General features: G+C 61.8%; 8 protein-coding genes and 6 pseudogenes. 10 read left to right on the top strand and 4 right to left on the bottom strand.

Annotated features, from left to right (window positions below):
* Positions 1–32: 32 nt before the first annotated feature.
* Together WGT02_RS32440 and WGT02_RS32435 are read right to left on the bottom strand one after the other, a co-directional pair.
* Positions 33–776: a GntR family transcriptional regulator gene (locus WGT02_RS32440; RefSeq protein WP_208246125.1), complete on the bottom strand. Its 744-nt coding sequence runs from the start codon at positions 774–776 to the stop codon at positions 33–35.
* 3 nt (positions 777–779) lie between these two features.
* Positions 780–1,829, bottom strand: coding sequence for an aromatic ring-hydroxylating dioxygenase subunit alpha (locus WGT02_RS32435; RefSeq protein WP_208246423.1), 1,050 nt, complete (start codon positions 1,827–1,829; stop codon positions 780–782).
* Positions 1,830–2,105: 276 nt separating this feature from the next.
* On the opposite strand from WGT02_RS32435, the pseudogene WGT02_RS32430 reads away from it, so the two are divergent.
* Together WGT02_RS32430 and WGT02_RS32425 are read left to right on the top strand one after the other, a co-directional pair.
* A pseudogene (locus WGT02_RS32430) lies at positions 2,106–2,809 on the top strand (IS6 family transposase).
* A gap of 24 nt (positions 2,810–2,833) precedes the next feature.
* Positions 2,834–3,469, top strand: a pseudogene (locus WGT02_RS32425) (IS110 family transposase); the annotation flags it as partial.
* A gap of 6 nt (positions 3,470–3,475) precedes the next feature.
* On the opposite strand, the gene WGT02_RS32420 reads toward WGT02_RS32425, so the two are convergent.
* Positions 3,476–3,676: a hypothetical protein gene (locus WGT02_RS32420; protein WP_164591416.1), complete on the bottom strand. Its 201-nt coding sequence runs from the start codon at positions 3,674–3,676 to the stop codon at positions 3,476–3,478.
* 1,048 nt (positions 3,677–4,724) lie between these two features.
* Here WGT02_RS32420 and WGT02_RS32415 point away from each other — a divergent pair.
* On the top strand, positions 4,725–5,708 hold the full coding sequence (locus tag WGT02_RS32415; RefSeq protein ID WP_208246421.1) for an IS5 family transposase: 984 nt from the start codon (positions 4,725–4,727) through the stop codon (positions 5,706–5,708).
* 135 nt (positions 5,709–5,843) lie between these two features.
* Here the strand turns inward: WGT02_RS32415 and WGT02_RS32410 are convergent.
* A pseudogene (locus WGT02_RS32410) lies at positions 5,844–5,948 on the bottom strand (integrase); the annotation flags it as partial.
* Between the two features lie 223 nt (positions 5,949–6,171).
* Here WGT02_RS32410 and msuE point away from each other — a divergent pair.
* The 7 genes and pseudogenes from msuE to WGT02_RS32375 form a co-directional block, all read left to right on the top strand.
* Positions 6,172–6,729, top strand: a complete 558-nt coding sequence (msuE, locus tag WGT02_RS32405; RefSeq protein ID WP_208246122.1) for an FMN reductase — start codon at positions 6,172–6,174, stop codon at positions 6,727–6,729.
* Positions 6,730–6,762: 33 nt separating this feature from the next.
* On the top strand, positions 6,763–8,127 hold the full coding sequence (locus tag WGT02_RS32400; protein ID WP_208246120.1) for an LLM class flavin-dependent oxidoreductase: 1,365 nt from the start codon (positions 6,763–6,765) through the stop codon (positions 8,125–8,127).
* Between the two features lie 23 nt (positions 8,128–8,150).
* Positions 8,151–8,997: pseudogene (locus WGT02_RS32395) on the top strand (ABC transporter permease).
* Positions 8,998–9,130: 133 nt separating this feature from the next.
* Positions 9,131–9,349, top strand: a pseudogene (locus tag WGT02_RS32390) (ABC transporter substrate-binding protein); the annotation flags it as partial.
* 193 nt (positions 9,350–9,542) lie between these two features.
* On the top strand, positions 9,543–10,379 hold the full coding sequence (locus WGT02_RS32385; RefSeq protein WP_225040392.1) for a formyltransferase family protein: 837 nt from the start codon (positions 9,543–9,545) through the stop codon (positions 10,377–10,379).
* Positions 10,380–10,393: 14 nt separating this feature from the next.
* Positions 10,394–11,608, top strand: coding sequence for an IS701 family transposase (locus WGT02_RS32380; protein WP_208244986.1), 1,215 nt, complete (start codon positions 10,394–10,396; stop codon positions 11,606–11,608).
* Between the two features lie 882 nt (positions 11,609–12,490).
* Positions 12,491–18,343 (top strand): annotated as a pseudogene (locus WGT02_RS32375) (non-ribosomal peptide synthetase); the annotation flags it as partial.
* Between the last annotated feature and the right edge of the window lie 66 nt (positions 18,344–18,409).

The raw sequence follows: 18,409 nt of genomic DNA, 5'->3' as shown, positions 1-18,409 counted from the left end.
CTCCATTGATCGGGCCGAACCCGAAGATGCAGTCAACCGGCCATCAGAGCGAGTGCCGCGACCCGGTGGCGCAATTGGGATGTGTCGAACAGCACAATATCGAGATTCTGGCGGGCCAGCCGCGCGTGTTCCCGCGCAAGCGCCTCGGCGCGCGCGCCTTCGCGTCCCTCGATCGCCGACAGGATGGCCTTGTGCTGAACCTGGCCGAGCAGCAATGACTGGCGAAAGGCGGGAATGTCGACCTGATCGTTGACGAAGGCATTGGGGCTCGCGAAAGGCAGACCGGTGACACGTGCGATCTCCCGCCTGATGATATCGCTGCCGCTCAGCGCGGCGAGCGTCGCATGAAAATCGCCGTTCAATTCCTCATAGCGGCCAAAATCCAGGTTTTCCGGGCCCGGCGCGACCACTGCATCGAGTGCCGCCACGACACCCGCGAGTTGGCGAAGTCCCTCGGATGGCGCGCCACGTTCCGCCGCAAGACGGGCTGCGGTGCCTTCGAGAACGCCACGCAACTCGATTGCGTCGATCACGTCGTTCCGGCTGAAGCGGCGAACCGCAAAGCCGCCGGATGCGATCGCCTCGACAAGCCCTTCCTGTTCGAGCCGCTGCAGCGCCGTTCGAAGCGGGGTGCGCGAAACGTCGAGCCGCGTCGAAAGCGCCACCTCCGAGAGGCGCTCGCCCGCCTCGACCTCGCCCTTCAGCACTATGTCCCGCAACCCTTGCAACGCCTTGAGCGTTTGCTGCCGAGGGCCAGTATCGATAGCATCGGCCATGATCTACTCTGCGGCCGCGCGCGTGGGCTGAGACTCCGCGTCAATCATCCGGTCGATCAGCTTGCGCGCCCACATCGAGCCCGCATCGATGTTGAGATTGTGGAAGACGTGGTCGGAATTGGTCTCGATAGCCCTTTGCTGGGCTTCGAGCACGGCTTCGTCCTCGCTGAACACGCCGGCGACTCCTTCTCGCAATTCATGGGTGCGCGCCTGATTACGAATGTCGTAGTTACGGGCGAACGCCCAGAAATAAAGACAGGTCCGGTCCGTCGCGGGCGTTATCGTATTGAGCACATAGCCGTTGACGCCCCGGGAGCGATCACCTTGCGGCGCCCCTGTGCCCGCCGCCGCGACCCCGACATCGATGGCTATGGTGCAGGGCGCTTCGAAGCGAATGATCTGCCAGCGATCGACCTTGCCCGGTTTTCCATATTGCTTCTTCCAGAAGGGCGGCGGATCGATCCTTTCCATCCATCGCGTCACCACGGCAAATTTTTCGTTGTGGGTAGCAACAAACGGCGCTTCCGCGACCGCCCTGTCACCGATCGAGGTGCCATGCACGAAGGTCTCGTGGGTCAGATCCATGAGATTGTCCAAGACCAGCCTGTAGTCGCAATTCACTTCGATCAGCTTTCCGTCGGCTACCCAATCGGGATCGTCGTTCCAGTGAAGGTCGGGAATGAGCGCAGGGTCGGCAAGCGCCGGATCGCCCGGCCAGATCCAGATGAAGCGGTGCTTCTCCGCGATCGGGTAGGATTTCACGCAGGCCGACGGATTGATGGTGTGCTGCGACGGCATGTATACACAGCGGCCCGTATCGTCGAATTCCAGGCCGTGATAGCCGCAGATCACCTTGTCGCCCTCGAGCCGGCCGAGCGACAGCGGCACCAGACGGTGCCAACATGCATCCGCTAATGCCGCCGCAGTGCCATCCTCCTTGCGATACAGGACGATCGGCTTGTTGCAGATGCGCCGCGCGACCAGGACGCGCCTGACTTCGACGTCATAGGCAGCGGCGTACCAGGCGTTGAGCGGAAAAGTCGACCTCTCCATGAACCATCCTCCTCTTTTGAGAAAGAGACCATACTGTATACATTGCGTCAAGCGAGTAGCAGAAAAATGAACCAATTGTCTTAAAACGCGCTTAGAAGCGGCTGTATCCGTATACATCGCCGCTGATCGGGCAACATCAGAGATGGCGCGAATGTATGTGACTGATTTCAAGTGCGGCGAGTCGAGCATCCGTCCGTTGAATTCGATAACGTCAGCGCCGTGGGTGGTGATGTCAGATTAACTTTCCTTGAAGGCGTTCGCTATTAGCTCGGCGCCATGAAGCTGAATCCTGTCAGCTACAAACGGCATCGCTTTCCGCCCTCTTTGATCGCCCATGCGGTCTGGCTCTACACCCGATTTCCGCTGAGCCTGCGACTGGTCGAAGAAATGCTGCTGGAGCGCGGCATCGTGGTTTCCTATGAGACGATCCGGTGTTGGGCGAGGAAGTTCGGCCCGGATTATGCGCGCCGCTTGCGGCGGAAGGCGCCAAGCCCAGATGATGTGTGGCCTCTCGACGAGGTGGCCGTGACGATCGGCGGACGCAAACACTGGCTCTGGCGCGCCGTCGATCAGGACGGCTACGTTCTCGACGAGATCGTCCAGACCCGCCGCAACACCAAGGCTGCCAAGCGTCTGCTAACGCGGTTGATGAAGAAGCAGGGATGTCTGCCGAAGCGGATCGTCACCGACAAGCTTCGCTCTTATGGCGCAGCACGGCGGCATGTGATGCCCACCGTCGAGCATCGATCACACAAGGGCCTGAACAACCGCGCCGAAAACTCGCATCTTCCTCTGCGGAAACGGGAGCGGATCATGCAGCGATTTCGCTCGCCGGGTTCGCTGCAACGTTTCGTCAGTGTGTTCTCCGCGATCCGAAATCTCTTCGTCCCGCACGCTCCAACCACTCTGCCACCGCTGTTCATCTGCATCGCCTCACGGCGATGGCACATTGGAAGGCGGTCACCGCGACAGCGGCCTGATCCAACCAGCATGCCGAAAGCTTATTTGATCGAGTTAACCTGACATCACCGCAAGGAGTGCTGATGCTGCACCGCGCCCGAGAGCTGCTTGTTCGTCAAAGAACGATGCTGATCAATGCGTTGCGCGCTCACCTGGCAGAGCTTGGGATCGCGACCCGGCTTGGGCCGATGGGCGTAAAGGATGCAGTGGCACTGATCGAACACGCCGATCACCACTTGATCCCGGAGATTGTGCGACGTGCTTTGTCTCCCCTGTGCGATCAACTGCGCCATGTTCACAGGAAGATCGAAGAGATGGACCGGCAGATACTCGAATGGCACCGCTCGAGTGCGATCAGCCAACGCCTGGCGACAATTCCGGGTATCGGGCCGGTTACGGCCAGTGCGATTGCAGCGACGATCACGGATGTCTCAAGCTTTCATTCCGGGCGCCAATTGGCGGCATGGATCGGTCTTGTTCCCCGGCAGAGTTCTTCCGGCGGCAAGGAGCGTCTCGGCAGGATCACGAGGCAAGGCGATCCCTACATTCGCCGCCTGCTGGTGATTGGGGCAACTGCGGTGTTGCGCTTCAGTCGCAAGTCGAAAGCTGCCTCGACACAATGGGCGACGGAATTGCTGGAGCGAAAACCAGGCAAAGTGGCGGCTGTCGCACTGGCTCACCACGACCTAATTCGGTCGAAGCGTTTTGGTCGCAATCAGCATGACGAGATCTTCGGAGGCATCTGCGAGCGCCAGTGCCAATTCCGCAGCCGACCATCCACGTTTCTGCAAACTGACGAGCATTTCCACCATCGCGACTTCGACTTCTTGTCTGCAGCTCGAAATCGGCTTCAATTCGATATGTTTCTCATCACATGCCGTGGTCATCTTAGCCTCCGCTCTGCCATATGAAAGGCAGCGTCAACAATTCGACAATGGGTGGATATGGTAGGGGTTGCATGCAAGCCTCGAGCCATTACGCATCGACACAGAGGGCCTCGGCTGCGCGCAACCCCTCGCGCGCCATTATTTGCCGATGTCCGGCATCAGGAGCGTCTCGCATGAATCTGCACAATAGGCGGTGGAATTCTTCCCGGCGCCTGAGCGCGTGCACGCAGAATGATTCCTATTGCAAGCCAACGCTTGCGCAAAGCACGCACGAATGTTCCTCCGATAGATCACGACCTATCCTCCTATGTTTGCATGTTTTGTTTTGAATAAGTGTCGTTTTACGTTGCCGGCGCCTCGAAACTACATTGCACCGGCAGGTGCGTATTTTGGAATTTCCTTCGGAATTAACCACTGCTCATTTAGATATATGAATGGGACGCAATTGTCGTTATCGCCGCATCCTGAAAATTATCGGTCCGTCCATTTCTGCTCGCCAGGGAATATGATAAGTAGCTTATGCACGTAAAGCTTTAGCCAATTCGGCTTTTGTCGGATGGCTGCGCGGTTCAGCCGCGAAAACGATTGTTTGCTTCAGTTTCAGCAGCCCGGATCGGCTTATGCGCTGGAGGAATTGGATGGTTACGGAGTCTAGAGGGCACCGTAACGTTAACCGGGCATCGATCAAAATGTGGGATCTGGCCGCATGCCCAGATTTTCCCGCGATTCTCTTTATCGTCGCCACCGATTTCCGGCGCAGGTGATTGCCCATGCCGTTTGGCTCTATTTCCGGTTTCCGTTCAGCCTGCGGATGGTCGAGGATATGCTGGCAGCTCGTGGCGTCATCGTCTCTCACCAGACCGTGCGGCTCTGGGCGGAGAAGTTCGGCAGGCATTTCGCCAATGATATCTGGAAGCGATCGGCCGGCAAGCTCGGCGACCAAGGCATCTCGATGAAGGTGTGCCAGACATCAGCGTTGGTGCATGGATCCTTTGTCAACGGTTTGGCGATAGGCAGGCAGGATCGAAATCAGTTTGATCCGAGTGCCATGCCGTACAAACACAACGCCGATCGTCGTCATCACGTCGGAAAGATGAAATTCAGGGTGACGAATTGGCGTGACTACGAAGCAGGTCTGCGCCGGCGTGGTAGCCTGACCTTATGGGTAACGCCGGAGGCACTGGCAGGATGGCGCGCTCCGCGACGCAAGACCCGCGGCGGCCAAGCCCAGTATTCCGATCTCGTCATTGAGACTGCGCTGACGCTGGGTTGCGTCTTCGCAATGCGGCTGCGCCAGACCGAGGGATTGCTCCACTCGCTGCTGGATCTCATGGGGCTGAAAGTCCCAGTTCCAGATCATACGACGCTGAGCCGTCGGGCACAGAAGTGGGAGCCATCAGCCCGACGAAACCCGCCGCTGCCGGACGGCCCGCTGCATGTGCTTGTCGATAGCACGGGATTGAAAGTCTACGGCGCCGGGCAGTGGCTGGAGCAAAAACATGGCGCCAGATCACGTCGCAACTGGCGCAAGCTGCATCTGGCAGTGGATGCCAAAAGTGGCGCGATCATTGCCCATGGGCTGACAGACCAGAAAACGGATGATCCTTCCCAGGTGGCACCGCTGCTCGATCAGATCGACGGCGAGATTGACCAGTTCACGGCCGACGGAGCCTATGACGGCAAACCAACCTATCGGTCTATCCTGCAGCACAGCGCAACCGCGAACATCGTTATTCCACCGCGTTCCACGGCGGTGGAAAGCGGTGATACCGGACCGCCTGGTCAAAGGGACAAGCACATTGCCGCAATCGCAAGCGACGGTCGGCTGAAATGGCAGGCAGCCGCCGGCTACGGCAAGCGTGCGCTGATCGAAACCGCCATCGGACGATACAAGGGGCTGATCGGATTGCGCCTGCGGGCCCGCTCCTTTCCGGCTCAACAGACCGAGGTTGCCATCGGTTGCATCGTTCTCAACCGCATGCTGGCATGTGGACGCCCGGAGTCTATCCGGCGTCAAGTCACGCAGGCATAACCAACTACATCAAAGATCGAAATGCCCTCGATTTCATATCCGCGCACCAACGCCGGTGGCGACGATAAAGCGGATCACGAGCAACTTCTGACATGGCCCATGTACGCACATCTTCATCAGCCGTCGGTTAACTTTACGGTGCCCGCACACCGTCTGGTTCAGCGCCGGCCACGAGATACCGGTCGAAACCAGATGCACCTGGAAGGCGCGAACGTCCTCCAGCCCAAGCCGGTCAATCGAAAGCGTTATTTGAGGTGGATGTTCCCCCGCGGTACGTCGAGGACACGTAGCTCTCAGAGCACGCCATACGGCTGAGATCACCGGTCCGGGTTGGCTGAACCAATGAACGGCTCCACGGCGCAAACTCAATCCCGCCTTCCGGGTGCTTTTGAAATTTTCTCGCTCATTTCATTCTACAAGATCGGTAGTCTTAGTGGAATTGCATTTGCAAGGAGAGCCTGAAATGACAAAGAAGCTGGTCGTGGGGATGTCGGGCAATCTGAGCCGACCGTCGAAGACCAACGCGTTCATCAGTCATATCGCCGGCGAGGTGGCGGACCACATCGGGGCGACTTCGGCTGTATTCGACATTGAAGACCTCGGTCCCTCCTTCCCCGCCGCACGGCGCATTGGAGATCTCGACCTCACGGCGCGCGGCATCATCGGCCAACTCTTGGGCGCGGATGTGCTGGTGGTCGGCTCGCCGACCTTCAAAGGCAGCTATACCGGGTTGTTCAAACATTTCTTCGATCTCTTCGACCCGTCATCGCTGCGCGGGAAGCCGGTCATTCTGGCTGCCACTGGTGGCGGCGAGCGCCACTCGCTGATCGTCGAGCATCAACTGCGGCCGCTCTTCGGCTTCTTCGAAGCGCTGATCATGCCGACCGCGATCTACGCCTCCGACAAGGACTTCGCCAACGGCGTGCTGATGTCTGAAGCCATCCAGGCGCGTGCCCGCCAAGCGGTCGTCGAAGTTTATCGCGTCGTCGGTGTGACCCGCAGCGTCGGCCTTGCGGCCTGATGCCCAAGTAGCCGTTCGAACCGAGGACCAGCCATGACCAGCTCCAGCAAGTCCAGGCAGATCAAACTGGGCGCCTTCCTGCCCGGCGGCGGCCAGCATATCGCCGCCTGGCGCCATCCAGACGCGCCGGCCGACGGCGCCACCAATTTCGAGTTCCACAAGCAACTGGCGCTGACCGCCGAGCGCGGCCTGTTCGACGCCTATTTCCTGGCCGACAATCTGACGGTCGGCCTCGGCGCCCGCGAAGGCGGCAACGCCAAGATCGCCCGCTTCGAGCCGGTGACGCTGTTTGCAGCGTTGGCGCCGCTGACCACGCATCTCGGCTTCATCGCCACGGCGTCCACCACCTATGAAGAGCCCTATACGCTGGCGCGCAAATTCGCTTCTCTCGATCTGTTGTCCAACGGCCGGGCCGGCTGGAATGTCGTGACTTCAGCCGGCGACGAGACTGCCCAGAACTTCAACCGCGATGTCCAGCCCAACCATGCCGAGCGCTATGCTCGGGCGCATGAGCATGTCGACACGGTCAAGGCGCTGTGGGACAGCTGGGAGGACGACGCCTTCATCCGCGACAAGCAGTCTGGCCGCTTCTACGACAAGGACAAATCGCACGACGTCGACCACAAGGGCGAGCATTTCAGCGTCAAGGGTCCGCTCAACGTGCCGCGCCCCGTGCAGGGCCACCCGGTGGTGGTGCAGGCCGGACAGTCCGAGGATGGACGCGGGCTTGCCGCGCACTCGGCCGAGGTGATCTTCACCGCCCACCAGAAGTTAGAGACGGCGCAGGAATTCTACCGCGACATCAAGGCACGCGTGGCGGCTGTCGGCCGCGATCCCGACCAGGTGCTGATCATGCCCGGCGTCGCACCCTTCGTCGGCCGCACCACGGAAGAAGCGCGTGAGAAATACCAACAGCTCAACGACTTGATCCTGCCCGAGGATGGCGTCGCTTTGCTCAACGGCTTGGCCGGCCAGACGCTCGACATCAGGGGCTATCCGCTCGACGGCCCGCTGCCGCCGAGCAAGGAAACCGAGGGCATGAAGAGCCGCCAGGCGCTGATCCGCCAGATCGCCGACGAGAACAACTTCACGATCCGCCAGCTCTACCAGTGGGTGGCGACGGCGCGCGGCCACTACACCATCGTCGGCAGCGCCACTGAGGTGGCCGACCTGCTGGAGGAATGGTTCACCAGCGAGGCGGCCGACGGCTTCAACATCCTGCCGCCCTGGCTGCCCGGCGCACTCGATGATTTCGTCGACCTGGTCATCCCCAAGCTGCAGCGCCGTGGCCTGTTCCGCACGGCTTACGAAGGCCGGACGCTGCGCGAGAACCTCGGCCTCAGGCGCCCGGAAAACCCATGGACCGCGGCACGCTCGACCGTGCTGGCCGCCGAATAATCCTCCGAACAAAGGGCAAGACGATGACTTTGCAGCACATCGAACAGCCGCCCATCATAGGCACGCATCCCGGCGGAAGCAGCCTCGGCGCCGATTTCCTGCGCCTCGGCAGTCTGACCGCCGCCCGCTTCCTGTCACGCTACGGCGTCCTCCTCGGGTTCCTGGCGCTCTGGCAGGTGGCGAGCAGCGTCGGGTGGGTCAATGCCGCCGTGCTGCCGCCGATCGACATGATCGCCGCCGCTCTGTGGAAAGGGCTGGCCGGCGGCGCCTTGCTCGGCGACATCGCCATCAGCCTGCAGCGAGCCGGCATTGCCTTCGCCGCCGCGGTTGCGGTCGCCATTCCGCTCGGCCTGTTCATGGGCCAGGTGCGCGCAGTCGAAACCGCGCTCGACCCGATCCTGCAGCTGTTCCGGCAGACCTCGGCGCTGGCGCTCTACCCGGTGTTCATTCTGCTGCTGGGGCTGGGCGAAACCTCCAAGATCTTCGTCATCTTCTGGGCGACTTTGTTTCCGCTGCTGCTCAACACCACCGGCGGCGTCAAGGAAGTCGATCCGAATGCTCGAGATGGCGCGCGTCTATGGCGCGACGCGGCTCACCGTGTTCCGCCGCGTGGTGCTGCCAGGCGCCGTCCCCTCGATCTTCGTGGGCTTGAGGCTCAGCGCCACCACGGCGCTGTTGTTGCTGATCGCCTCCGAGATGATCGGCGCCAACAAGGGCATCGGCTTCCAGGTGATGAATGCGCAATACAATTTCCAGATCCCGCTGATGTTCGCGGCCATCGTTGTCCTCGCCGGCCTCGGCCTAATCGCCAACCAGGCGCTGGTCAGCGTGCAGCGGCGGCTGTGCCGCTGGAGCAATCCCGCCGACTGACCAGCGGCCCTTTAAGCATCATTGCGGCGCGGCAATCAACGTGAGAGCGGCTTCTCTCCCAGATTGTCGCGCTATACATCATCTCAAACCATCAAACCAGGAAAGACCGGATCATGACATCACTCGCCGTTCCCTGCTTGCCGGCGCACCGCTTGCAGCCGGCCTTCTCGTTGCCGGCCTGCCCCGCTTCGCGCTTGCGCAAGCAGCACCCGTCAAATTCCGCTACCTCGCCAGCCGTGGCGGCATCTCCCCGCATGAGCTGGCCGCCGAGCTCGGCTACTACAAGGACCTCAGCGTCGAGCTGGAGAATGTCGGCTATGCCTCCGGCGGACCGGAATCGTTGTTTGCGCTTTAAGGCGGGAACTGCCCAGCTTAGTGGATGGGCTGGCTGAGGGATGAAGATGGCACGTCAGTCTTCACCGGCGCGCGCAAGCGCTTGCGAACCAGGCGATCAGGATAGGCAACCTGCAGCGCGATCAATCTCCTCCAGCGTCTTTGTTGGCAGTGGTACGCTCGCTATCCGCTGCGCTCAGCTGGCAATAGAGATGGGCCACTTCATTGGTGCGGCCCTGTGTGGCGATGCCATATTCGCGGATTGGGCGGCTCGCGCCAACATCTTGTGCGTTGCGACTGTTGAAGAGATCTCGACGTTCCTGAATACCGAGCCGGTGGATTGGATTTTCTCCGTTGCCAATCCGTTCCTATTGCCACCGGACGTGTTTGGGCGAGTGCGTCGAGGTGCATTCAATTACCACGACGGTCCATTGCCACGATATGCGGGAACGCACGCGACGTCCTGGGCGCTGCTGGCCCAGGAGAGCGAGTATGCCATCACGTGGCATCGTATCGATGATGGTGTTAATGCGGGTGAGCTGGTGGTTAGGCGCCAAGTGTTAATTGCGCCCACCGACACGGCGTTGAGCTTGAACCTCAGATGTCATGAAGCCGCGGTCGAGGGCTTCCGCGAGCTTTTGACTGGCTTGGCGAAGGGAAAGCTTACTGCTCGTCCGCAGGCGCTAGTCGACAGAAGCTATTTTCCGAGACATCGACGCCCAGATGCGGCAGGCTGTCTGCGATGGGATCGATCCGCGCAAGAGTTGTCAGCGATGACGCGCGCCCTAGGCTTTGGCCCGTATCATCCCAATCCATTGTGTCTGCCCAAGGCGCTCGTAGGCGACGAGGTTGTCACTGTCAGACGCCTGGAGGTGTTGTCTCGACGCTCGGGCTTTCCCGCGGGTTCCCTGCTTGAAATCCACTCCAGCCACTGGCGTGTGGCGACGGGTACGCAGGATGTCGAGGTTTGCTTTGGCAGCTCCGATGGTCAGCTGCTGGACGCGCGAGCCCTCGCTAGCATTACAGTTGCATATCTATCTGTGGTCTGAATCTATGGGTCTCCATGATTCGGAGGTCATGGATGACAGGTGCATCAATCGAGACTACGCTTGAGCTTTGGGCATCATCGTTGCGCGACGTGAAGGCTCGCATGCGCAGACTGTTTACGCAGGAGCGAGTTGCAGCCTCTGCGAACCTTTTCCTGGACGGCTTGCTGGGTGACGAGCGGCGTAAGACAGGTTGGATGCGTGCTGAGGCGGCCGGTGATCCAGGCCCGTGGCGGCAACAAGCCATTCTGGGGCGCGGGCGCTGGGACGCGGACGCACTTCGCGACATCGTGCGAGAGTATGTCGTAGAAAACCTCGCCACGGATGATGCGGTCCTGGTCATCGACGAGACGGGCTTCCTCAAGCAGGGCAAGACATCGTGCGGTGTTGCACGTCAATATACAGGTTCGGCTGGCAAGATAACGAACTGCCAGATCGGTGTGTTCGCCGCCTATGTGTCCGTTCGCGGTCATGCCTTTATCGATCGGGCCCTGTACTTGCCCAAAAGCTGGACCGGCGATCCGGCAAGGCTGGCAGCAGCTCATGTTCCTCAGGCTACAGCCTTCGCTACCAAGCCAGGCCTGGCTGTCGAGATGATACGGCGTGCGCTGGCAGCCGATGTGCCGTTTTCATGGGTGGCCGCAGATGCGGTCTATGGCGTCGGGGACGTTGAAGGGACCCTGCGTCGAGCCTGCAAAGGCTACGTTCTTGGGGTTAAATCGGACCACCATTTCGGCTCCTGGTCGGGTAAGCCTCCGGTCGCCGGCACAGCGCAGGAGATCGCCCGTGATCTCGATCCAAGTGCATGGCAACGTCTTTCCGCCGGTGAGGGCACCAAAGGCGCGCGGCTTCATGACTGGGCCTATTGCGAACTCGCCGACCTCGATGCCGACGAATACAACGAGACGACATCTGGGCTTTGGACCCGTGGCCTCCTGATCCGGCGCAATATCAGCGACGGTGATCTCGCATTCTTCACCACATGGTGCCTGGCCGGGACGGACATCCAGACGCTCGTTTCCGTTGAAGGCCATCGCTGGGCGATCGAAGACAGCTTCGAGACCGCCAAGAACGAGCTCGGACTCGATCACAATGAAACCCGGTCATGGCATGGCTGGCATCGCCACGTCTCCCTCGTCATGCTTGCCTTCGCCATGATGGCGGTGATCCGGTACCGCGCCAATGACGCGACGCCCCAAAAAAGACCGCGGATGCCGACCATCAGGACTTGATCCGCTGGTCTATCCAGGAAGTCCGGCGCATCGCCATAAGACTCGCTCAGCGTCGCATAAGCCCCGCCTACATCATCGCATGGTCATGCTGGAGGCGCGCCCATCAGGCGGCCGCTCGACGAGCTCACCTCAAAACTAAAATACAACTGTAATGCTAGGCACTCCAATCTGGATGAAGGTGGTCGCCTTCTAATTTTGAGCGACGAACAGGCGCGGAGCATAACTGCCGCCCATGAATTGCTGGCGCCTTCAGAGGATTTTTGGCGACGGCGGCTTGATCGGTTTAAAACATTGCAGTTTCCTTTCCTGTCGTCGCCCGTGGCTGAAGCGCCGCCAAGATGGCAGTCGAGTTCGGGGGCCATTCCAAGTGCTTTGGCTAAACTGTCGCCACTCGATCGCACGGGATACTTGGTAACGGCTTGGCTGATCTATCTCGCCCGCATCACGGGAGAAACAGAGCTTCAACTGGGATGGAAGCCTGCATCGGATAGATTGCAAGCCGGCTCCGAAGCGGTGGAGATGCTTATCGCCTCTGTCGTGCCGATGGAAGTTACCATTGATCTTGCACATCATTTTGAAAAAGTGCGCAGGGCGGTGGCCGCCGAATTCGCTCGGCTGACGGAGCACGGCAGCTTCGCGCGGGATCTTATCGCACGCTGCCCGACATTGCGGGATGTGGAGGTGCTACGTTCGCGCCGGCCCTGGTCGATTGGCATCACGATTACAACAGATAGCTGTTCTGCCGCTGGCGATCTAGCTTCGAACGCGAGTTCCGAGACAACCCTGTCCGGCGATTTGCTGACGTTTGAGGTTTGCACTCAGGATGGGAGCTTTCGATGGCACTTTGATGCAAGTCGATTGGCACCGGAGCAGATCGACCGTATGACGCAGCATTTGCAAACACTGTTATGTGGCGTGATGGCCGATGCGCGGCAGCCGGTCGGCCGCATCGATATCCTGCCGGCCGCCGAACGCACCTATCTGCTGGAGCAGTTGAACCGGACGGCGGCGGTCTATCCGTCGGAGCGGTGCATCCACGAGCTGTTCGAGGCGCAGGTGCAAAAGGCGCCGGAGGCGGTGGCGGTGGTCCATGAGGACGAGCGCCTGAGCTATGGCGAGCTCAACGCGCGGGCCAACCGGCTGGCGCATCATCTGATCGCACTGGGTGTGAAGCCGGACCAGCCGGTGGCGATCTGCCTGGAGCGCAGCCCGGCGATGGTGGTCGGACTTTTGGCGATCCTCAAGGCGGGCGGCGCCTATCTGCCGCTGGACCCGGCCTATCCCTGCGCACGGCTGCGGCAGATTCTCGGCGATGCCGCCCCGCGGCTGCTGCTGGCCGATGCGGCCGGCCGCGCCGCGCTCGGCGCGGAGGCGCTGGCCGATGTGAGGGTGGTCGATCTGGAGGGCACCCCGGCCTGGGCCGAACTGCCCGCTTGCGATCCCGACCCGCGCGCCCTTGGCCTCACCTCGCGCCATCTCGCCTATGTCATCTACACCTCCGGCTCAACCGGAACCCCAAAGGGCGTCATGGTCAAGCATCGCGGAGTGGTGCGCCTTGTGGCGGGGAACGATTTCGTAGAGATCTCCCCGCGGGACGTCTTTCTCAACGCATCCTCGCCCACATTCGACGCGACCACGTTCGAGCTCTGGGGAGCCTTGGCGAACGGCGCCAGCATTGTGCTCTATCCTGAACGTCACCTTTCGACCGCAACGCTGGCCCAGGTCATCCGAGACCAAGGCGTCACCATCGCCTGGATGACTGCCCGATTGTTCGACGTCTATGTGGAGGAGGAGCGGAGTACTGATCGGCTACAGCAACTGCTGGTCGGGGGCGAAGAGGTCTCCGCGGCTTCCATAAGGGCATGCCAGAAGCGACATCCGACGCTGCGGGTCTCAAATGGCTATGGCCCGACAGAGAATACCACCTTCAGTCTCTGCTATCCGGTGCCTGCTGAGTTCGATAGCCGGCAACGGGTGCCGCTGGGTCGACCAATTCGGAATTCGGTGGCCTATCTGCTGGACGGTCATGGTGCTCCCGTGCCGTTCGGGGCGGTGGGTGAGCTTTACATTGGCGGGGCGGGGGTTGCGCGTGGCTACCTGAACCGTGCCGATCTGACGGCGGAGCGGTTCATCGCCAGTCCCTTTGTGGAAGGCGATCGGCTGTATAAGACCGGCGATCTGGCGCGTTATCTGCCGGACGGCAATCTGGAGTTTCTGGGCCGCAACGACGACCAGGTGAAGATCCGCGGCTTCCGCATCGAGCCGGGGGAGGTCGCGGCGCGGCTTTGCGAGCACGCCTGGGTGCGCGAGGCGGTGGTGGTGGCGCGCCAGGACCGCGCCGGCGACAAGCACCTTGTCGCCTATGTCGTGTGTGGACCCGAGGCAGGATCGGACGAGGACGATGGCGGCGCGCTTGCCGGCGCCTTGCGCGCGCATCTGGGCGCGCGGCTGCCGGACTACATGGTGCCGGCTGCGTTCGTGCGGCTCGCGGCGCTGCCGCTGACGCCGAACGGCAAGCTCGACCGCAAGGCACTGCCGGCCCCCGACGACGATGCCTATGCGCGGGCGGCCTATGAGGCGCCGCAGGGCGCGGTCGAGACGGCGCTGGCGCAGATCTGGGCCGAGCTTCTCGGGCTCGAGCGGGTCGGACGCCACGACAACTTCTTCGAACTCGGCGGCCACTCGCTCTTGGCCGTGCAGCTGTTGAGCCGGTTGTCGCAGGCCCTGGGTGTCGAGCTGCCGCTGTCGACGCTGTTCGCCAACCCGGTGCTGGCCGATCTGGCGGCAAGCATCGTCGATGTGTTGAGCCGCTGCGGTCCGCAAGACCTGCCGGCGATTGTTGCCGTGTCGCGCGACGAGCCGCTTGCACTGTCGTTCGCGCAGCAGCGGCTGTGGTTCCTGGCGCAGCTGGACGAGGGCAGCACCAACTATCACATTCCGCTGGCCCTGCGGCTGCGTGGTGTGCTCGACCGCACCGCGTGGCAGCGCAGCCTCGACCGTCTGTTTGCCCGACACGAGGCGCTGCGCAGTGTCTTTGTCGCGTCGGATGGCAAGCCCCGGGTTGAGGTCCTGCCGCCGGAGGCAGGGCTGCCGGTGCTGGAGCACGATCTGCGGGACAGGCGGGACGCGGAAGCGGCGCTTTTGGATCTGTGCCATGAAGAGGCGCGCATACCGTTCGATCTTGCGGGTGGCCCGCTGATCCGCGGGCGTCTGATCCGGATGTCGGATGCGGAGCACGTCTTCCTGCTGACGCAGCATCACATCGTCTCCGACGGCTGGTCGATGGGCGTGCTGGTGCGTGAACTCAGTCAGCTTTACCGGGCGTTCGAGGCTGGACAGGACGATCCTTTGCCGCCGCTTGCGATCCAATATCCGGATTATGCCGCCTGGCAACGGCAGTGGCTGTCGGGGGAACGGCTGCAGACCCAGGCGCAGTATTGGCGCGACGCCCTGTCTGGCGCTCCGGCCCGTCTTGTCTTGCCGACGGACCGGCCGCGGCCGGCCCAGCAGTCGTTTGCCGGGGCGACGGTTCCGATCGTCATCGATGCGGATCTGACGCGGGGTCTGAAGCGGCTGAGCCGGCAGCATGGCACGACGTTGTTCATGACGGTGCTGACGGCCTGGGCGGCGGTGCTGTCGCGCCTGTCGGGGCAGGACGACCTTGTGATCGGCGTGCCGAGCGCCAATCGAGGCCGGCGCGAGATCGAAGAGTTGATCGGCTTCTTCGTCAACACCCTGGCGCTGCGGCTGGACCTGTCGGGCGCGCCGAGCGTGTCGGAGCTTCTGGAACGGACGCGGCGCACGGCACTGGCCGCCCAGGAGCATCAGGACCTGCCGTTCGAGCAGGTGGTCGAGATCGTGCAGCCGCCGCGGCATCTTGATCACACGCCGTTGTTCCAGGTGATGCTGGCCTGGCAGAACAACACCGTCGGGTCATTGGATCTGCCGGGGCTGTGCGTGGAGGCTGCCGGGGAGGGGCTCGATCAGGTCAAGTTCGATCTGGAGCTAAGCCTTGGCGAGCATGGCGAGGAGATCGCCGGAACAATCGGCTATGCCACGGCGCTGTTCGACGAAGCGACGATCGAGCGGCAGCGTGGTTATCTGCTGGCATTGCTGCGGGCGATGGCTGCCGATGCCGGGCAGCCGGTCGGCCGCATCGAGCTGCTGTCGTCCGAGGAGCGCACCTATCTGCTGGAGGATCTGAACCGGACGGCGGCGGCCTATCCGTCGGATCTTTGCATCCACGAGCTGTTCGAGCAACAGGTGCAAAAGGCGCCGGAGGCGGTGGCGGTGGTCCATGAGGAGGAGCACCTAAGCTATGGCGAGCTCAACGCGCGGGCCAACCGGCTGGCCCATCATCTGATCGCCCTTGGGGTCAGGCCGGATCAGCCGGTGGCGATCTGCCTGGAACGCAGCCCGGCGATGGTGGTGGGTCTTTTGGCGATCCTCAAGGCGGGCGGCGCCTATCTGCCGCTGGATCCGGCCTATCCCTGCGCGCGGCTGCGGCAGGTTCTCGAGGATGCCGCGCCGCGGCTGCTGCTTTGCGATGCGGCCGGCCGCGCCGCCCTCGGCGCGGAGGCGCTGGCCGATGTCAGCGTGGTCGATCTGGAGACGGCGACCCCGGCCTGGGCCGAACTGCCCGCCTCGGATCCCGACCCGCGTGCGCTGGGCCTGAGCCCGCGCCATCTCGCCTATGTCATCTACACCTCCGGCTCCACCGGAACCCCAAAGGGCGTCATGGTCGAGCACCACAACCTGGTCAATCTGGGGTTGGCTCAGATCGGGCTTTTTGGCGTCTGTTCAAATAGCCGTGTCGTGCAGTTCGCCTCCTTCGGTTTTGATGCAAGTGCTTGGGAGCTTGTCATGGCTTTTGGCTCAGGCGCCGCATTGCACTTGCCTGCGGACGAGCTCCGCCAAGCGAGTAACAAGCTATCGGATTACCTGCGAAGCGAAGCCATAACCCATGCGACATTGCCTCCAGCCTTGCTTCAGGCAAGCCGGGATCCGGGATGTTTGGCATCGCACGTTCTCATTCTTGCTGGCGAACTGCCGAAGGCTGAACTCGTCCGAAGTCTGGCCTCGGCATCTATCGTCAACGCTTATGGCCCGACCGAAGCAACGGTCTGCGCGACGGTTTGGAATTGCCCGGCTGATTTTGATGGGTCAGTTGTCCCGATCGGGCGCCCGATTGCGAACACGCGGGTGTATCTGCTGGACGGTCATGGTGCGCCGGTTCCGTTCGGGGCGGTGGGTGAGCTTTACATCGGCGGGGCGGGGGTGGCGCGTGGCTACCTCAACCGTCCCGAGCTGACAGCGGAGCGGTTCATCGCCAGTCCCTTTGTGGAGGGCGACCGGCTGTACCGGAGCGGCGACCTGGGGCGTTATCTGCCGGACGGCAATCTGGAGTTTTTGGGCCGCAACGACGACCAGGTGAAGATCCGCGGCTTCCGCATCGAGCCGGGCGAGATCGCCGCGCGGCTTTGCGAGCACGCCTGGGTGCGCGAGGCGGTGGTGGTGGCGCGCCAGGACCGTGCCGGCGAGAAGCACCTTGTCGCCTATGTCGTGTGTGGACCCGAGGCAGGCTCGGACGAGGCCGATGGCGGCGGGCTTGCCGGCGCCATGCGCGCGCATGTGAGCGGGCGGCTGCCGGACTACATGGTGCCGGCTGCGTTCGTGCGGCTCGCGGCGCTGCCGCTGACACCGAACGGCAAGCTCGACCGCCAGGCGCTGCCGGCCCCCGACGACGGCGCCTATGCGCGGGCGGCCTATGAGGCGCCGCAGGGCGCGGTCGAGACGGCGCTGGCGCAGATCTGGGCCGAGCTTCTCGGGCTCGAGCGGGTCGGACGCCACGACAACTTCTTCGAACTCGGCGGCCACTCGCTCTTGGCGGTGCAGTTGCTCAGCCGAGCATCAGATCTTGGGCTGAAGTTCAGCACCGCCGACCTCTTCCAAGCCCCTGTTCTGACGGACTTTGCATCGAAGATCCACTTGGAACCACAGCCCAGCAATCCGGGAGTGATATCCGTTCAAGCAACCGGCTCGCAGCCGCCGCTGTTCTTTGTTCCCACAGGTTTGGGCGATTGTTCCTATGTCCCCAGTTTGGTAAAGGAAATGGACGTAGACTGTCCCGTCTATGCTTTGTCATGGCCGTCTTTCGATGAAGTTCGTCCACTGACCCTTGAAGCGATAGCTGATCAGGTCATCCTCGCGATCAAAGAAATTCAACCGCAGGGTCCATATCGCTTCGCTGGATACTCATCAGGCGGGATCTTGGCTTACGCAATCGCCCAGCGCTTGCTGAGTCTCGATGACGCTGTGTCGTTCATCGCTCTCATCGATGTTACGCTACCTGCAAATCCATCAAGCATATCGCCCACCCAAATGATACGAAACGTAGTACTGGATTCTTTTGAACCCTTGGATGATGAGAGCTTCGAAGTGTTGGAACGCTTTGCTGGACAATGTTCAATTGCTCAGCTGCTTGAAAAGGCACAGCAAATTGGGGCGATACCTCCGGATCGTGATCTCCACAATGACGTTCAGATGTCTGAAAGAATCGCCCAATTTCATAGGGCGCTGCAGGCGTACCAAGTCCCAACCCTGCCAATTGAGATACATCAATTTTATGCCACCGAGGCTCTCTTCAGTTCTCGGTGCGCGGCGACAAACAAGGTGAGACTCAGCGTCAATCAGGATGAGACTCGGCGGCGGGGGTGTGACGAAGGGAGGGCGTAGCCCGACTGGAGTTACACCCCCGCCGCGGCGCAATTTTTCGGCGTCTCATGATCGCGGTTGGCCCGG

The organism is Rhizobium sp. T1470, from assembly GCF_042140505.1.
GTDB classification, from domain to species: domain Bacteria; phylum Pseudomonadota; class Alphaproteobacteria; order Rhizobiales; family Rhizobiaceae; genus Rhizobium; species Rhizobium favelukesii.
The sequence above is the reverse complement of the archived record's forward strand: the minus strand, read 5'-3'. Positions and strand labels throughout refer to the sequence as shown.